16 protein-coding genes are annotated in these 14,647 nt (G+C 70.6%); 4 read left to right on the top strand and 12 right to left on the bottom strand.

The window, feature by feature from the left end; translation table 11 throughout:
- Positions 1–113 precede the first annotated feature (113 nt).
- Positions 114–638: a DUF4303 domain-containing protein gene (locus MRBLMI1x_RS08805; RefSeq protein WP_363458238.1), complete on the top strand. Its 525-nt coding sequence runs from the start codon at positions 114–116 to the stop codon at positions 636–638.
- 6 nt (positions 639–644) lie between these two features.
- Here MRBLMI1x_RS08805 and MRBLMI1x_RS08800 read toward each other — a convergent pair whose 3' ends face one another.
- The 3 genes from MRBLMI1x_RS08800 to MRBLMI1x_RS08790 all read right to left on the bottom strand — a co-directional run bounded on the left by MRBLMI1x_RS08800 (position 645) and on the right by MRBLMI1x_RS08790 (position 1,893).
- Positions 645–848, bottom strand: a complete 204-nt coding sequence (locus tag MRBLMI1x_RS08800) for a cold-shock protein (RefSeq protein ID WP_018188583.1) — start codon at positions 846–848, stop codon at positions 645–647.
- 142 nt (positions 849–990) lie between these two features.
- Positions 991–1,623 carry a LytR C-terminal domain-containing protein gene (locus MRBLMI1x_RS08795; protein ID WP_363458234.1) on the bottom strand — a complete coding sequence of 211 codons (633 nt, stop codon included), beginning with the start codon at positions 1,621–1,623 and terminating at the stop codon, positions 991–993.
- Positions 1,624–1,632: 9 nt separating this feature from the next.
- Positions 1,633–1,893: a DUF3263 domain-containing protein gene (locus tag MRBLMI1x_RS08790; protein ID WP_020096855.1), complete on the bottom strand. Its 261-nt coding sequence runs from the start codon at positions 1,891–1,893 to the stop codon at positions 1,633–1,635.
- Positions 1,894–1,979: 86 nt separating this feature from the next.
- Here MRBLMI1x_RS08790 and msrB point away from each other — a divergent pair, with 86 nt between their 5' ends.
- Positions 1,980–2,390 (top strand): peptide-methionine (R)-S-oxide reductase MsrB, encoded by a 411-nt coding sequence (gene msrB / locus MRBLMI1x_RS08785; RefSeq protein WP_018188586.1) that lies wholly within the window; start codon positions 1,980–1,982, stop codon positions 2,388–2,390.
- 13 nt (positions 2,391–2,403) lie between these two features.
- Here msrB and MRBLMI1x_RS08780 read toward each other — a convergent pair whose 3' ends face one another.
- From MRBLMI1x_RS08780 to MRBLMI1x_RS08770, 3 genes are all read right to left on the bottom strand, one after another.
- Positions 2,404–3,357, bottom strand: a complete 954-nt coding sequence (locus MRBLMI1x_RS08780; RefSeq protein ID WP_363458230.1) for a DMT family transporter — start codon at positions 3,355–3,357, stop codon at positions 2,404–2,406.
- Between the two features lie 10 nt (positions 3,358–3,367).
- Positions 3,368–4,396: a 6-phosphofructokinase gene (locus MRBLMI1x_RS08775; RefSeq protein ID WP_018188588.1), complete on the bottom strand. Its 1,029-nt coding sequence runs from the start codon at positions 4,394–4,396 to the stop codon at positions 3,368–3,370.
- Positions 4,397–4,491: 95 nt separating this feature from the next.
- Positions 4,492–6,648, bottom strand: coding sequence for a DEAD/DEAH box helicase (locus MRBLMI1x_RS08770; RefSeq protein WP_020096854.1), 2,157 nt, complete (start codon positions 6,646–6,648; stop codon positions 4,492–4,494).
- A 224-nt stretch (positions 6,649–6,872) separates the two neighbouring features.
- Here MRBLMI1x_RS08770 and deoC point away from each other — a divergent pair, with 224 nt between their 5' ends.
- Positions 6,873–7,583, top strand: a complete 711-nt coding sequence (gene deoC, locus MRBLMI1x_RS08765; RefSeq protein WP_363458226.1) for a deoxyribose-phosphate aldolase — start codon at positions 6,873–6,875, stop codon at positions 7,581–7,583.
- 23 nt (positions 7,584–7,606) lie between these two features.
- On the opposite strand, the gene MRBLMI1x_RS08760 is transcribed toward deoC, so the two are convergent.
- Genes MRBLMI1x_RS08760 through truB form a run of 4 tightly spaced genes read right to left on the bottom strand, consistent with a single transcriptional unit; the run spans position 7,607 to position 10,345 of the window.
- Positions 7,607–8,572, bottom strand: coding sequence for a bifunctional riboflavin kinase/FAD synthetase (locus MRBLMI1x_RS08760; RefSeq protein ID WP_018188591.1), 966 nt, complete (start codon positions 8,570–8,572; stop codon positions 7,607–7,609).
- The gene (locus tag MRBLMI1x_RS08755) at positions 8,569–9,030 is read right to left on the bottom strand and encodes a hypothetical protein (RefSeq protein ID WP_116228704.1); all 462 of its coding nucleotides are present in this window, start codon (positions 9,028–9,030) and stop codon (positions 8,569–8,571) included. Before MRBLMI1x_RS08755 ends, MRBLMI1x_RS08760 begins: the two co-directional genes overlap by 4 nt.
- 56 nt (positions 9,031–9,086) lie before the next feature.
- Positions 9,087–9,455, bottom strand: a complete 369-nt coding sequence (locus MRBLMI1x_RS08750) for a hypothetical protein (RefSeq protein ID WP_018188593.1) — start codon at positions 9,453–9,455, stop codon at positions 9,087–9,089.
- Positions 9,452–10,345 carry a tRNA pseudouridine(55) synthase TruB gene (gene truB, locus MRBLMI1x_RS08745; protein WP_363458221.1) on the bottom strand — a complete coding sequence of 298 codons (894 nt, stop codon included), beginning with the start codon at positions 10,343–10,345 and terminating at the stop codon, positions 9,452–9,454. Before truB ends, MRBLMI1x_RS08750 begins: the two co-directional genes overlap by 4 nt.
- Positions 10,346–10,368: 23 nt before the next feature.
- Between truB and MRBLMI1x_RS08740 the strand changes: the two genes are divergently transcribed.
- Positions 10,369–11,235 carry an A/G-specific adenine glycosylase gene (locus MRBLMI1x_RS08740; protein WP_363458218.1) on the top strand — a complete coding sequence of 289 codons (867 nt, stop codon included), beginning with the start codon at positions 10,369–10,371 and terminating at the stop codon, positions 11,233–11,235.
- Positions 11,236–11,256: 21 nt separating this feature from the next.
- On the opposite strand, the gene rbfA is transcribed toward MRBLMI1x_RS08740, so the two are convergent.
- Complete coding sequence (rbfA, locus tag MRBLMI1x_RS08735) at positions 11,257–11,691, bottom strand: 30S ribosome-binding factor RbfA (RefSeq protein WP_018188596.1); 435 nt, start codon at positions 11,689–11,691, stop codon at positions 11,257–11,259.
- Between the two features lie 137 nt (positions 11,692–11,828).
- Entirely contained in the window at positions 11,829–14,558 is a 2,730-nt protein-coding gene (gene infB / locus MRBLMI1x_RS08730; protein ID WP_311857455.1) for a translation initiation factor IF-2, read from the bottom strand.
- Between the last annotated feature and the right edge of the window lie 89 nt (positions 14,559–14,647).

Below are 14,647 nucleotides of genomic sequence, written 5' to 3'. Positions count from 1 at the left end.
AAGCCGCGCGGCCGCGACCCGCGCTACCGTGGTCGGCGCCGCGCCGATGCCTGCGACGGCGCCCGATGCCCGGGGTGTCGAACGGGTCCAGCCCTACGAGAGGAGATCGTTCCGTGAACCGTGACGACGCGCGTCGAGCGCTGCGGGAAGCCACTGTCGCCGCCTTCGACGAGACGATCGAGACCCTCACCGGCGAGCGGGTGTACGCGGTCGCCCTGACCACGGACGACGGCGCGATGAGCGCGGGGCTCTGCATCGCCACCGTCGAGCACTACGAGTCGAAGAGGTCGCAAGCGGATGCCGCCGGCGACCTCGCCTCCCCCGGGTACGACGCCTACCTGCGGTGGGACACCGCCGAGTGGCGCGACGAGCTGGCGGGCTGGGAGCACTTCTCGCCGATCTCCCGGCTGCTCGAGGACTCGTCGGACGACACCGACGGCTGGTTCGAGGAACACATCGATGCGCTGATCGCCGTCCTCGCGCACCTGCGGGCCGAGCGCGCAGAAGCGCTTGCCGGAGTCACCCTCTTCGTCTCCGTCACCGACAGCGACGAGACGGAGGCCATCGAGAACCGCTCCGCCCGAGAGCTGAATCCGCCCGAGCTGAGCGGACGCTTCCTGAGCCGATACGAGACCTGACAGGCGTCAGGCGACGACGCGGACGGACTCGGCCTGCGGGCCCTTCTGCCCGGTGCCGACGGTGAACTCGACGGCCTGCCCCTCCTCGAGGACCCGGAAGCCCGACATGTCGATGTTGGAGTAGTGGACGAAGACGTCCTGTCCGTCACCGAGGGTGATGAAGCCGAAGCCCTTCTCGGCGTTGAACCACTTGACGGTTCCCTGGGTCATGCGAATCTCCTGAAGCTGTGGGACATCGAAATGCTAGCCACGGCTCCGCGCTCGCAGACGCCGTTCGGGGCTTTGTTGACACCCCCGAACCGAAGTGTTTACGGCGTCGAAACACGCCGCCGGGAGGGCGACGTGTGCTCCGTCATTCGCTGCCGAAATCGAGGCCGACCACGACGACCAACTGGGGCCGACTCGCGCCGTCCGCCGCCGTCGTCTCGGGCGGCGCGACGACCTGATACGTGTCGTCGAGCGACACCTCGGCGCCGCCGATCGCGTCCGCCAGTCCGCGGGCAGCCGCTTCGTCCGCGGGTCGCGCGTAATAGACGGTGGTCGTCGGGAAGTCGGTGGAGCTCGCGTTGCTCACCTCGACGTCGGCGTCGGCCCAGCCCGCCGCGATGACCTGATCGCGGATCCGGGCACCCAGCCCCGTCTCGGCCGTCGCATTCAGCACGAGGACCTGGTACGAGGTGTCGACCTTGGGAGCGACGACCTGGGAGGTGCCGCTCGGCGCGGCCGCCGGCCCGAAGGAGAGGCGTCCCGTCGAGAGCAGCGTGCCGAAGACACCCGCGGCGACGATCGCGACGGTCGCGACGGCGGACCAGAAGACGATGAGCCCGATCCGGAGTCGGGGGTTCTCGGCGCGGTGGGCGCCGACTCGCGACACGTTCGGGGAGACGTCGTCGAAACGGTCGGTGGCGGCGGGACGACCCGTCGAGGCGGAGAGGGCCGTCGGGTCGGGCTGCTCTTGCTCAGGCGGGGATGTCGGAGACGGCACCCGAGGATCCTATCGGGCCGAGGCAGGGAGGATCCTGGCGCGGCTGCGGCGCTCGCGCTCCTGGTCGGCGTGGAGACGGCGGAGGCGGTGCACCAGGACCGGATCGTGGGCCACGGCATCCGCGGACTCGAGGATGCGTCCGAGGAGCTGGTAGTACCGCGCGGGCGTCAACGAGAGCTCCGCTCGGAGCGCTTCCTCCTTGGCGCCGGAATGCCGGTGCCACCGCGCCTCGAAGTCGAGGACGGCTCGGTCGCGGTCGGAGAGGGGCACTCCCCCACCGTACGACCGTCATCGGGCGACACTGCGGAACATCCGGGCGGTTCGTCCGGTTGAATAGGACGAGGGAAGGAAAACACATGAGCTATCGCGTGGAGAAGACCGACGAGCAGTGGCGTGAGGAGCTGACGCCCGAGCAGTACGCCGTCCTGCGCCAGGCCGGCACGGAGCGCGCCTGGACCGGTGAGCTCCTCGACGAGGAGCGGGCCGGGTTCTACACCTGTGCCGCGTGCGGGTCGGAGCTGTTCCAGAGCGGCACGAAGTTCGACTCGCACTGCGGGTGGCCGAGCTTCTACGAGTCCGTGCGCCCCGAGGCGGTCGAACTCATCGAGGACAACAGCCACGGCATGGTGCGCACCGAGGTCCGCTGCGCCAACTGCGGATCGCACCTGGGGCACGTGTTCCCCGACGGTTTCGGCACGCCGACCGGTGACCGCTACTGCATGAACTCGCTGTCGCTGTCGTTCACCCCGAAGGGCGACGGGGCCTGATCCGTCGCGGCGCTCAGCGCCGCACGCGCCAGAACGCTGCGACCGACACCGACGCGAGACCGATCACGACCGTGATCGCCTCGACGAGGAGACCGGGCCCGGCGGGCGCAGGCCAGAGGGCGTCGAGGACCAGCGAGGCGACGAGCTGGCCCGAGACGGCCGCCAGGCCGAACAGCAGGACACCGGTCCGCGCCACGATCGCGGCCGAAATGACGATGTATGTCACACCCAGGACGCCCCCGAGGTAGAGCCACGGCTCACCCGGGGGCGTTGCGGGTGGTCCGCCTACGAGGGTAACGATGACCGCCAGTACCGTGAGGATGACGGTGCCGACGACGAAGTTGACGAGCGTCGCTGTCAGGGGCGTACCCACGCGGGCGCGCAGCCGGCCGTTGGTGGCCTGCTGCCACGCGAGGCCGACACCCACGAAGACCGGCAGGATCACCATCCACACCGGTACCCCGGCCAGTCCGTCCCCGGCGATCAGCATGACGGCCACCGCACCGAGCGCGAGCACCCCGCCGACCAGGCGCGGTACTGTGACGGCCACGACGCCTCCCGGGCCGAAGCCGATCCGGTCGAAGACCAAGCCGCCCACCGTCTGTCCGGCCACGATGCCGACGGTGAACAGCGAGACGCCGACGATGCCGACCGCGAAGCTCTGCGTCCCGACAGTGAACGCACCGGCCGCGCCGCCCACCAGCATCCACCAGGGGATCGTGTGATCACGGATGCCGCGAGCCAGGGCACCGGCGCCGCGCCTGCCCGCGGGGGTGAGCACGCTGATGAGCGCGATCAGCAGCAGTCCGCTCGCGAACGAGATGACGGCTGCGGCCATCGCGTGCTCGAGACGGACGCCGAGCTGCCCGTTGATGCGGGCCTGGACGGCGGTGAGCACACCGACCGACACCGCCCCCAGAAGGGCGGGAGAGACGGATGCCGGGGCTGAGGGAGTCGCAGTCGTCACGCCGATCGGCTCAGCCGAACAGCGCGGCGGCTTCTTCGTAGCGGTGCGGCGGAACCGTGTGGAGGGACCCGAGGGCCTCGGCGAAGGGGACGCGCACGATCTCGGTGCCCTGCATCGCGACCATCTGACCCCATGCGCCGTCGACGATCGCGTCGGCGGCGTGCAGGCCCAGTCGGGTGGCGAGGACGCGGTCGAAGCCCGACGGCGATCCGCCGCGCTGGATGTGACCGAGGACGGTCGAGCGGGTCTCGATGCCCGTGATCCGTTCGATCTCGGGCGCGAGGATCTCGCTGATGCCGCCGAGACGCGGGCGGTTGAACGCGTCGAGGCCCTTGTCGCTGAAGGCTTCGTCCATGCCGGTGAGCTTGAAGCCCTCCGAGACGACGACCAGCGGCGCGCGGCCACGGTCGTGGGCCTTCGTCACCTGCTCGGCGATGTCGTCGATCGACATGGGCTGCTCGGGGATGCAGATGACATGGGCGCCCGCCGCGATGCCCGAGTGCAGGGCGATCCAGCCGACGTGGCGCCCCATGACCTCGGCGACCATGCAGCGCTGGTGGGAGTCGCCCGTGGTCCGCAGCCGGTCCATCGCCTCGGTGGCGATGTTCACGGCGGTGTCGAAACCGAAGGAGTAGTCGGTGGCGTGCAGATCGTTGTCGATCGTCTTCGGGACGCCGAGGACGTTGATCCCGTCCTTGTGCAGGCGGTCCGCCGCGGCGAGCGTTCCCTCGCCGCCGATCGCGACGATGCCGTCGAGACGGTGCCCGTACATCGTCTTGGAGATGTTCTCGGCGCCGCCGCGCGGCCCCTCGTAGGGGTTGGTACGGCTCGTGCCGAGGATCGTGCCGCCGACCTTCGACAGCCCCTTCACCTCGTGACGGGTCAGGGGGAAGAAGTCACCGTCGACCACGCCGCGCCACCCGTCGCGGATGCCCACGAACTCGATGTCGTAGGTCGTCGTGCCCTTCAGCACGATGCCCCGGATGACGGCGTTCAGTCCGGGACAGTCGCCGCCGCTCGTGAGGATACCGATCTTCATGGGTGGTCCTTTGGGTGATATCGGGTTGGTGCTGGGGGCGACGCTGCCTCCACGACACTAGCGTCGCGGCGGCATCCCCTGCCAGCGGAGCGACCTCAGGCCGCGCCGAGGGCCTGCCGCAGGAGGTGCATCAGCGCCGAGAGCTGCACGGAGTCGCTCGAGGTCGGGTCGACCGCGTCGCCGTCGAGGGCGCGCTGAGCGAGCCCCTGTTTGCTGTCGATGAGCTCGGCGATCTTCGTGTCGATCGTGTGCGCCGCAATGATGCGCCACGCGGTGACCGGCTCGCCCTGGCCGATGCGATGCACGCGGTCGATCGCCTGCGTCTGCTCGGCCGCGGTCCAGCTGAGCTCGGCGAGGACCACGTTCGAGGCGGCCTGCAGGTTGAGGCCGACACCGGCGGCCGTCAGCGAGCACACCGCGATCGCGACGTCCGGCTCGCCGTTGAAGGCATCGATGGCCTGCTGGCGGACGGGCGTCGTCTGGTCGCCGCGGATCGAGACGGTGCGGAGCCCCGCCGACGCGAAGTGCGCCTCGGCGGCATCCATCACGTCGATGTGCTTCGCGAAGAAGACCACCTTGCCCACCGAGCGCTGCAGCTGCACGGCGTAGTCCGCGGCGAGGTGCGCCTTGGCCTGACCGATGCGGCGGACCATCGTGAAGACGTTCTCGGAGCCGCTGCCGGCGGCCTTGGCCTCTTCGAGCTCACCGTGGGCGACGAGTCTCACGATGTCCTCGTCGGCCTCACCGCGGAGAACGCGGTCGCCGCGGGCCTCGATGATCCGGCGGTACTTCGCCGCCAGACGATCGCCGAGCTCGCGCTCGGCGGCACGGATCGACCGGCCGTATTCATCGTCGAGCTCGACGGGGAGGTCGGCGACGAGCTTGTCGGGCAGGTCGGCGGCGACGTCCTTCTTCTTGCGTCGGACGATCCCCATCGAGATCACGGCGGAGCGCGCCTCGGGGTAGAACGCCTTGTCGGCCGGGGTCAGGCCGGTCTCGTCGAGGCGCGCCATGAGCTCGGGGCCCGGCTTCTCGCCGTTCGTCCAGCCGAGGAAACGCCAGATGGCGTCGAAGTCCTCGACGTCGTTGATGAGGGGCGTACCCGTCAGCGCCAGCAGAAGCGGGTCGCGCACCTGCTCGCGGATCCGCGAACCGAGGGCGAGCACGTTCCGGGACCGCTGCGAGGTCAGGTTCTTGATGAAGTGGGCCTCGTCGACGACCATGCCCTGCAGCCCGATCGAGCTGAGCCAGGCGAGGTGACGGTCGAGGATCTCGTAGTTGACGATGAAGACGTCGGCGAAGGCGTCCATCGTCTCGCCGTCGCCCTGGATGACGGTCGCGCGTCGCTGCGGCGTCCACCGCTCGACCTCGCGTGCCCAGTTCATCTTCACGACGTTGGGGACGACGACCAGGAGCGGGTAGGCGTCGGCGACGGATGCCGCGAGCACCGACTGCGCCGTCTTGCCGAGACCCGGCTCGTCGGCGAGCAGGAAGCTGCGGTGTCCGGAGCGCACGGCTTCGAGGAACCGCGACTGGTGCTGCATGACCTCGAGGCCCTTGGGCGAGAGGCGGTCGAACTCGGGCACCGGAGGCAGATCCATCGACGCGGCGCCCCCGCCGGCGCCCGTCTCGAAGGCTTTGTACAGCGGGCCCATGAGCTCCCAGCCGTCGAGTCGGCGACGCGGCGTGGGTGCGACGGCGCGGAGCGCGGCGTCCGGGGACAGGAAGGGGTTCGACTCCTTGCGCGCCTCGACCTGCGGCGGCACGACCTGACGGTCGGCGACGCCCTCGGGCACGACGGGGGTCTGCGCGGGCTTCGCATCGGTGATGATCAGCTCATCCTCGGGCAGGTCGGCGCCCGACTCGATGAGCCAGTCGCGACGCATGCGACGGGCGACCGGCGACGTCGCCTGGTCGACCTCGAGCAGCTGGATGAGCGAGGTGTCGCGCGCGGCGGTCTTGGCGAGGATCGTCGCGACGCCGTCGAGCCGCTTGAGCAGCTCGGCGCGGGCGCCGTCGGCGATGTCGGTCGCGGCCTTGACGCGGGCGCGCTCCTCGCGGACGAGGAACGCGATCACCTGGAACTTGACCCGATTGGTCGGCCCCAGCTTTCCGCGCTGCGCCTTGGCTTCGACCTCGCGTACCTTGCGGGCGAGGATCGGGATGAGGGGTGCTTCGTCGTCTCGACGCGACGACGATCCCCGGCGACGCCGAGCGGCGGTCTTGGGGGCGGTGGCTGCCGTGGTCGGCATGCTCCTCCTGAGCGTGACACCGGCGGTGCCGGCGGTGGCCGTCGATGACGACGGTCTTACGAGACCGCGACGGTGCAGTCGCGGTGCGATATGGTCCCCGGATCCCCCGGCTGCGGGCACTCGCTTCTGCGAGCTGCGGCGACGGAAGGATCCTTCTCCCCCAGTCTAGCGTGTCCTCGCGACCCCGAACGTCGCCTCACGGGTGGGCGCGTACGCTGGGAACCATGCCCACCGAACGTGAACTCGCCGCCACCATCGACCACGCGATCCTGAAGCCCGAGCTGACCCGGGCCGACGTCGACGCGGAGCTCGACATCGCGGCCGAGTGGGGCGTCTTCAGCGTCTGCGTGCGCCCGAGCGACATCCCCCACGCCGTCGAGCGCCTCGCCGGCACCGGTGTCGCGGTCGGCACGGTCATCGGCTTCCCGCACGGCACGACGTCGACGGTCGCGAAGGTCGCCGAGACCCGTCAGGCCATCGCCGACGGCGCCGCCGAGGTCGACATGGTCGTCAACATCGCCGCCCTCCGCTCCGGGTTCGACGACGTCGTCGTCAGCGACATCCGCGCGGTCGTCGAGGCGGCCGGCGGTCGCGTCACCAAGGTCATCCTCGAGACGGCACTCCTCGACGACGAGCAGATCGAGCGCGGCAGCCGCCTCACCGAAGCGGGAGGCGCGCACTTCGTCAAGACCTCCACGGGCTTCGCCGGCGGCGGCGCGACGGTCCCCCACGTCGAACTCATGCGGCGCACCGTCGGCGCGGGCGTCGAGGTGAAGGCATCCGGCGGCGTCCGCAGCTACGCCGACGCGCTCGCCATGATCGAGGCCGGCGCCTCGCGCCTGGGCACCAGCGGCAGCGCCGTCATCCTCGGTGAAGCACGTCGAGTGGATGCCGGGGCCGCAGCCACCGGCGCCGTCGACGACTCCTCGTACTGAGTCGGTCCGTCAGCGTCGGTTCGTCACCCGCCGGACCGCAGCGCGGCACGGACGTCGGTGACGTCGGCATCCATCTGAGCGATCAGCTTGTCGATGCCTTCGAAGGCCACCATGCCGCGCACACGGGCGACGAACTGCACTTGGACGATGTGCCCGTAGAGGTCGAGGCCGGTCTCGTCGAGGACGTACGCCTCGACCTGGCGGACGGGGACGTCGTCGAACGTGGGGTTCGTGCCGATCGAGATGGCCGCGGCGTATCGGGTCGCGGGGGCGTAACCGCCGGCATCCGTCCCCTCGTCGACGAGCCAGCCGGCGTACACGCCGTCGGCGGGGATGAAGCCCTCGGCGTCGGTCGCGAGGTTCGCTGTCGGGTAGCCGAGCTCGCGGCCGCGCTTCAGCCCGTGCACGACCTCGGCCCGGACCGCGTGCGGGCGGCCGAGCAGCCGCGCGGCGTCCTCGACCTGGCCCGCGGCGAGCAGCTCGCGCACCCACGTCGACGAGACGCGACGTCCACCGCCCTGCACGTCGCCGACGATGTCCACGGTGAAGCCGTGCCCGCGGCCGAACTCGACGAGGAACTCCGGCGTACCGGCTCCCCCGCGACCGAAGCGGAAGTCCGCGCCCACCATGACGCAGACGGCACCGAGCGCATCGACGAGGATCCGCTCGGCGAACGTCTCGGGCGCGAGGGCCGCGAGCGCCTCATCGAAGCGGAGCACGAGCACGGCGTCGACCCCCGCGTCGCGGAGCAGGGCGATCTTCTGGTCGACGCTCACGAGGGCCTCGGGGCAGAGCTCCGGGCGCAGCAGGCTCAGGGGGTTGCGGTCGAAGGTCACCGCGACGACGCGGGCCCCGGCATCCGTTGCCGTCACCCGGGCACGGTCGATCACCGCGCGGTGGCCGGAGTGGACGCCGTCGAACTTGCCGATCGCGACGACGCTCGGGCCGAACCCCGCGGGGATCTCGGCGGGGTCGCGGAAGACGATCACGCTGCGCCGCCCGTCGTCCGTCCGCGGCGGTGCGCGATGAGCCACCAGAGGCCCAGGAACGGCAGCACGAGCGGGATCAGCACGTACCCGATGCCGTAGCCGGACCAGACCGTCGGGTGGTTGAAGAGCTCGGGATGGGTCAGCGACAGCGTGCCGACGACGAGGACGCCGACGAGCTCGAACACGATGGCCGCCCAGGCGACGCGGTACCACCGCTCCGACGCGCTGAAGATGAGGGCGAGGGTCGCCAGGATGTAGACGAGGGCCGACAGCGCCGAGAGCGAGTACGCGACGGGGGCGTCGTCGAACTCCCGGACGATCTGGACGAACGAGCGTCCCGTCGCGCCCAAGGCCATGATCGCGTAGACGACGACGAGGACACGGCCGACACCGGTCATCCGACGCGGGGATGAGGATGCGGCCGACGGAGCGGGCGGGGTCGGCGCGGTCTCAGGCATGGCATGTCAATCCTACGGCCGCGGCGAGCCGGCCTCGCTGTCGGAGGCGGCGGGGCTCAGGCGACCTGGATCGTCCAGATGACGTTCATCCGCCACACCATGATCGCGATCGCGAACGCGGCGACGCCCATGATGACGGTGCTCCAGCGGCTGCGCTCGATGAGGGCCCAGATGACCGCGGCCGGCGGGATCAGGACCGCCGAGACGAGGTACACCCAGAACTCCAGCAGATCGCCCGACGGCGGGTTGCCCACGAACGGCGCGATGATCGAGATCACGACCTGGACGACCAGGAGGACGAGGATGAGCGCCTGCGTGCCGACCGACAGATCGCTCGGGCGTCGGCCTGCGAGCCCCAGCACCGTGCACAGGAGGCCGGCGATGCAGGCGACGGCGATGAGGACGACGGTGAACCACGCGATCACGGCTGCTCCTCGGGCATGTTCATGAGGCTCTTCACATCCGCCCCGCGCCGTCCGACGATCCCGACGAGCACACCGTCGGGATCGATCGCCGCCGGATTCTCGCCGGTCAGGCGGTCCGCAGCGCCCAGCAGGCGCTTGCCGTGGCGCAGGTCGCGCGCCTCGTCGGCGGTGACCGGGAAGGCGCCGAGAAGGGATGCCGCGACCTCGGCGGCATCCTTCAGCGGCACCTCGGGGGTCAGCTCCACGACGGCTTCGGCGACGTCGAACGGGCCGACGCGCGTGCGGCGGAGCGCGGTCAGGTGGCCGCCGACGCCCAGGTCCGCGCCGAGGTCCCGCGCGAGCGCGCGGATGTAGGTGCCGCTCGAGCAGTCGACGACGACATCGACGTCGATGACGCCGTCGCCGCGGCGGATCTCCCGCACCTCGAACCGGCTGACCACGACGTCGCGGGCCTTCAGCTCGACCTGCTCCCCCGCGCGCGCCAGGTCGTAGGCACGGCGCCCGCCGACCTTGATCGCCGACACCGTGCTCGGCACCTGCGCCATGGGTCCCGTCAGTGAGCGGATGCCGCGGTGGATCGCCTCATCGGTGACGCCCCCGGCATCCGTCGTCGAGGTCTCGACGCCGTCGGCGTCATCGGAGTCCGTCGTGACGCCGAGGCGGATGGTGGCTTCGTAGGTCTTGTCGAGCCCGACGACGTAGGTCAGAAGGCGCGTGGAGTGACCGATCCCGAGGACGAGCAGGCCCGTGGCCATGGGGTCGAGGGTGCCGGCGTGGCCGATCTTGCGCGTGTTCAGCGCGCGGCGGGCGCGCGCCACGATGTCGTGGCTGGTGACGCCGCCGGGCTTGTCGACGAGGAGGATCCCGCCGCTCCCCTGACTCTGGTGCATGGCTTCCAGCCTAGGCTGGAGCGGTGCCCGACCTCGCCCCGCCGCTGATCGCGTGGTACCGCGACAACGCCCGGGACCTGCCGTGGCGACGCGAGGGGTTCGGTGCCTGGGGCACGCTCGTGAGCGAGTTCATGCTCCAGCAGACGCCCGTCGCCCGGGTCATCCCCCGCCTCGAGGAGTGGCTCTCGCGCTGGCCGACACCGGCCGACCTCGCCGCCGCTCCCCCGGCCGACGCCGTCCGCCTCTGGGCGAACCTCGGCTACCCCCGCCGCGCCCTCTGGCTGCACCGCGCGGCGACGGAGATCCGCGACCGGCACGACGGGATGGTTCCCCGGGACGTCGATGCCCTGCTCGCGCTCACCGGGATCGGCGACTACACCGCCCGGGCGGTGGCAGTGTTCGCGTTCGGCGACCGGCATCCCGTCGTCGACACGAACACCCGACGCGTCCTCGCGCGCGCCGTCGAGGGACGCTCGCAGCCGAGACCTCCCGCGAAGGCGGACCTCGCCGCGATGGCCGCGATCCTGCCCGAGGACGACGGCGACGCCGCGGTCGTCAACGCCGCCGCGATGGAGCTCGGCGCCGTCGTGTGCACGGCACGCACCCCGCGATGCGAGGCGTGCCCCCTCGCCTACCTCTGCGCCTGGCGCGCCGCCGGATACCCCGACACGGGCGACGACCGTCGCAAGCAGGCGCGCTACGAGGGCAGCGACCGCCAGGCGCGCGGAGCGGTCCTGAAGGTACTGCGGGATGCCGACGGCCACGTCGCGCCCGCCGCCGCCGTGATCGCCGAATGGCCCGACCCGCAGCAGCGGGACCGGGCCATCGACTCGCTCATCGTCGACGGCCTGGTCGAGGCCGTCGACGGGATGCTGCACCTGCCGCGCTAGCGCGCGTCAGCAGAGGACGTCTCAGTCCTCGTCGCCCTCTTCGCGGGGCTTCACGTACGGGTCCTCGTCACCGGCGTACGAGCCGGATGCCGCGATCCCCGCCACCTGTGCGTCGCGCTCGCGCGCCTCGCGCAGAAGCTCCTCGATGTGGCCCGCGTTCTCGGGGAGCGCATCGAGGATGAACTCGAGGGTCGGGGTCAGTCGCGTGCCGAGCTGCCGCCCGACCTCGCTGCGCAGCATCCCCGTCGCCGCCTTGAGGGCAGCGGCCGAGTCGGTGCGCGCGTCGTCGTCGCCGTAGACCGTGTAGAAGACGGACGCGTGCTGCAGGTCACCCGTCACACGGACGTCGGTGATCGTCACGAATCCGAGCCGCGGGTCGCGCAGCCCCTTCTCGAGGCGCTCCGCGATGAGCACGCGGATGCGGTCCGCCAGCCGTGCCTGCCGTTCTCCGGCCATGTCCTTCTCCTTCTCTACCCGGCCCGCGATACGGCGGGCCGGAAACTGCGGAGGACTCGGATGTCCGTCCGAGGCAATCGGGGCAGGGGCCCCGCTCTTGCCGAGGACGGACATCCGAGTCCGTAGCAACCTGAGGATCAGCCGCGCGGCTTCTCCACCATTTCGGTCGTCTCGATCTCGTCACCGATCTGGATGTCGTTGTACTTGCCGAGACCGATACCGGCCTCGAAGTCCGTACGGACCTCGGTGACGTCGTCCTTGAAGCGGCGCAGCGACTCGATGGCCAGACCGTCGGCGAGCACGACGCCGTCGCGGATGACCCGCGCCTTGGCGTTTCGCGTGATCGTTCCCGAGCGGACGATGACACCGGCGATGTTGCCGAACTTCGAGGAGCGGAACACCTCGCGGATCTCGGCGACACCCGACTGGACCTCTTCGAACTCCGGCTTGAGCATGCCCTGGAGGGACTGCTCGACGTCGTCGATCGCGTTGTAGATGACCGAGTAGAACCGGACGTCCACACCCTCGCGGGCGGCACGCTCGCGGGCCTTCGTGTCGGGGCGGACGTTGAAGCCGATGACGATCGCGTTGTCGATCGTCGCCAGGTTGATGTCCGACTCGGTGACGGCACCCACACCGCGGTGGATGATGCGCAGCTGGACGCTGTCGTCGACCTCGATCTTGAGGAGCGACTCCTCGAGGGCCTCCACGGCACCCGAGACGTCACCCTTGATGATGAGGTTGAGCGACTCGACCTTGCCCTCTTCGAGAGCGCGGGTGAAGTCCTCGAGCGAGATGCGCTTGCGGGCCTTGGCCAGCTGGGCGTTGCGCTCGACCGCTTCACGCTTCTCAGCGATCTGGCGGGCCATGCGGTCCTCTTCGGTGACGATGAACACGTCACCGGCGCGGGGCACGGAGTTCAGACCCTGCACCTGCACGGGACGCGACGGGTAGGCCTCGTCCACGGCATCGCCGTTCTCGTCGATCATGGCGCGGACACGGCCGTACGCCGTGCCTGCGACGATCGCGTCGCCGACGTGGAGCGTTCCGGACTGGATCAGCACCGTGGCGACCGAACCGCGACCCTTGTCGAGCTTCGCTTCGATCGCGACACCGCGCGCCGCCTTGTTCGGGTTGGCCGTGAGGTCCAGACCCGCGTCGGCGGTGAGGAGGACGGCATCCAGCAGTGCCTGGATGTTGGTGCCCTGACGAGCCGAGACGTCGACGAACATGACGTCGCCGCCGTACTCCTCGGCGACCAGGCCGTACTCGGTGAGCTGCTGTCGGACCTTCGCGGGGTTCGCGTCGGGCTTGTCGACCTTGTTGACCGCGACCACGATCGGGACGTTCGCCGCCTGAGCGTGGTTCAGCGCCTCGACCGTCTGCGGCATGATGCCGTCGTCGGCCGCGACCACGAGGATCGCGAGGTCGGTCACCTGCGCACCACGGGCACGCATGGCGGTGAACGCCTCGTGACCCGGGGTGTCGATGAAGGTGATCGCACGCTCGATGCCCTCGTGCTCGGTCCAGACCTGGTAGGCACCGATGTGCTGGGTGATGCCACCCGCCTCACCGGCGACGACGTTGGTCTGACGGATCGCGTCGAGCAGTCGCGTCTTACCGTGGTCGACGTGGCCCATGACGGTGACCACGGGAGGACGGATCTCGAGGTCATCCTCGCTCTCCGCCTCCAGCTCGGCCTCGAGGTCGAGACCGAAGCCCTCGAGAAGCTCTTTGTCCTCGTCCTCGGGAGACACCATCTGGATCTTGTAGCCGAGCTCCTCACCGAGGATCTCGAATGTCGCCTCATCCAGCGACTCGGTGGCCGTGGCCATCTCGCCGAGGTTGAAGAGGATCGTCACCAGGGTGCCGGGCTGGACGTTGTACCCGCGCAGGGCCTCGAGCTTGTCGGCGAAGTCCGAGATCGACGCACCGCGACGCAGGCGGATGATCTCGCCGTTGCCCTTGGAGACGTTGACGCCGCCGACGACCGGCGCCGACCGCATCTCGAATTCCTGCCGCTTCGCCCGACGCGACTTACGCTGCTTGGACTTGCCGCCACCCTTACCGAAGGCACCTGCGGTACCACCGCCGGGACCACGGCCACGACCGCCACCGCCGCCGGGACGACCGGCGAAACCGCCGGCGGGAGCACCCGGACGCGCGGCGCCGAAGCCACCGGCGCCGCCGGGACGACCGGGGCCGCCGGGGCGCTGCTGGAAGGGTGCGCCGGGACGACCGCCGCCACCGGGACGACCCGCACCGCCGGGACGCGGGGCGCCGGGGCGAGGGGCACCGGGACGCGGAGCCTGGGGACGCGGAATGTTGCCCGGGTTGGGTCGCTGACCCATGCCCTGAGCCGATGCGAACGGGTTGTTACCCGGACGCGGGCCGGCGGGACGCTGGCCCATGCCCTGCGAGCTGGCGAAGGGGTTGTTGCCGGGGCGCGGCGCACCACCCGGACGGGGCGGCTGTGCGCCCGGCTTGCCGGGGGTTGCTGCGGGAGCAGCGGCGCCCGGTGTCGGAGCGCCGGACTCTGCCGCGGCCGGAGCGGGCTTCTCAGCCGCCGGCTCGGCGGGAGCTGCGGGTGCTGCCGGCTCCGGAGCCGGAGCGGGCTTGGGTGCCGACGGGCGCGGTCCGGGCGTTGCGCCGGATGCCGGTGCCTTGGCGGCGGGCTTCGCGGGCGCGGCGGCGGGTGCCTTCACGCCTTCCGCCTCGAGGGCGGCGCGGAGCTTGCGAGCCACGGGGGGCTCGATGGTGGACGAAGGGCTCTTGACGAATTCGCCGAGCTCCTTCAGCTTCGCGAGGGCGACTTTACTGTCGACGCCGAGCTCGGAAGCGATCTCGTGCACGCGTGGTTTTGCCACAATTCTCCTGTCTGGGGCCCGCCCCGGACAGGGCGGACCGTCATTCGCGGACGGGTCTCATTTCGAGCCGTTCACTTTGTGTCCATAGC

The sequence above is a fragment of the Microbacterium sp. LMI1x-1-1.1 genome (assembly GCF_040676205.1).
GTDB classification, from domain to species: domain Bacteria; phylum Actinomycetota; class Actinomycetes; order Actinomycetales; family Microbacteriaceae; genus Microbacterium; species Microbacterium aquilitoris.
The sequence above is the reverse complement of the archived record's forward strand: the minus strand, read 5'-3'. Positions and strand labels throughout refer to the sequence as shown.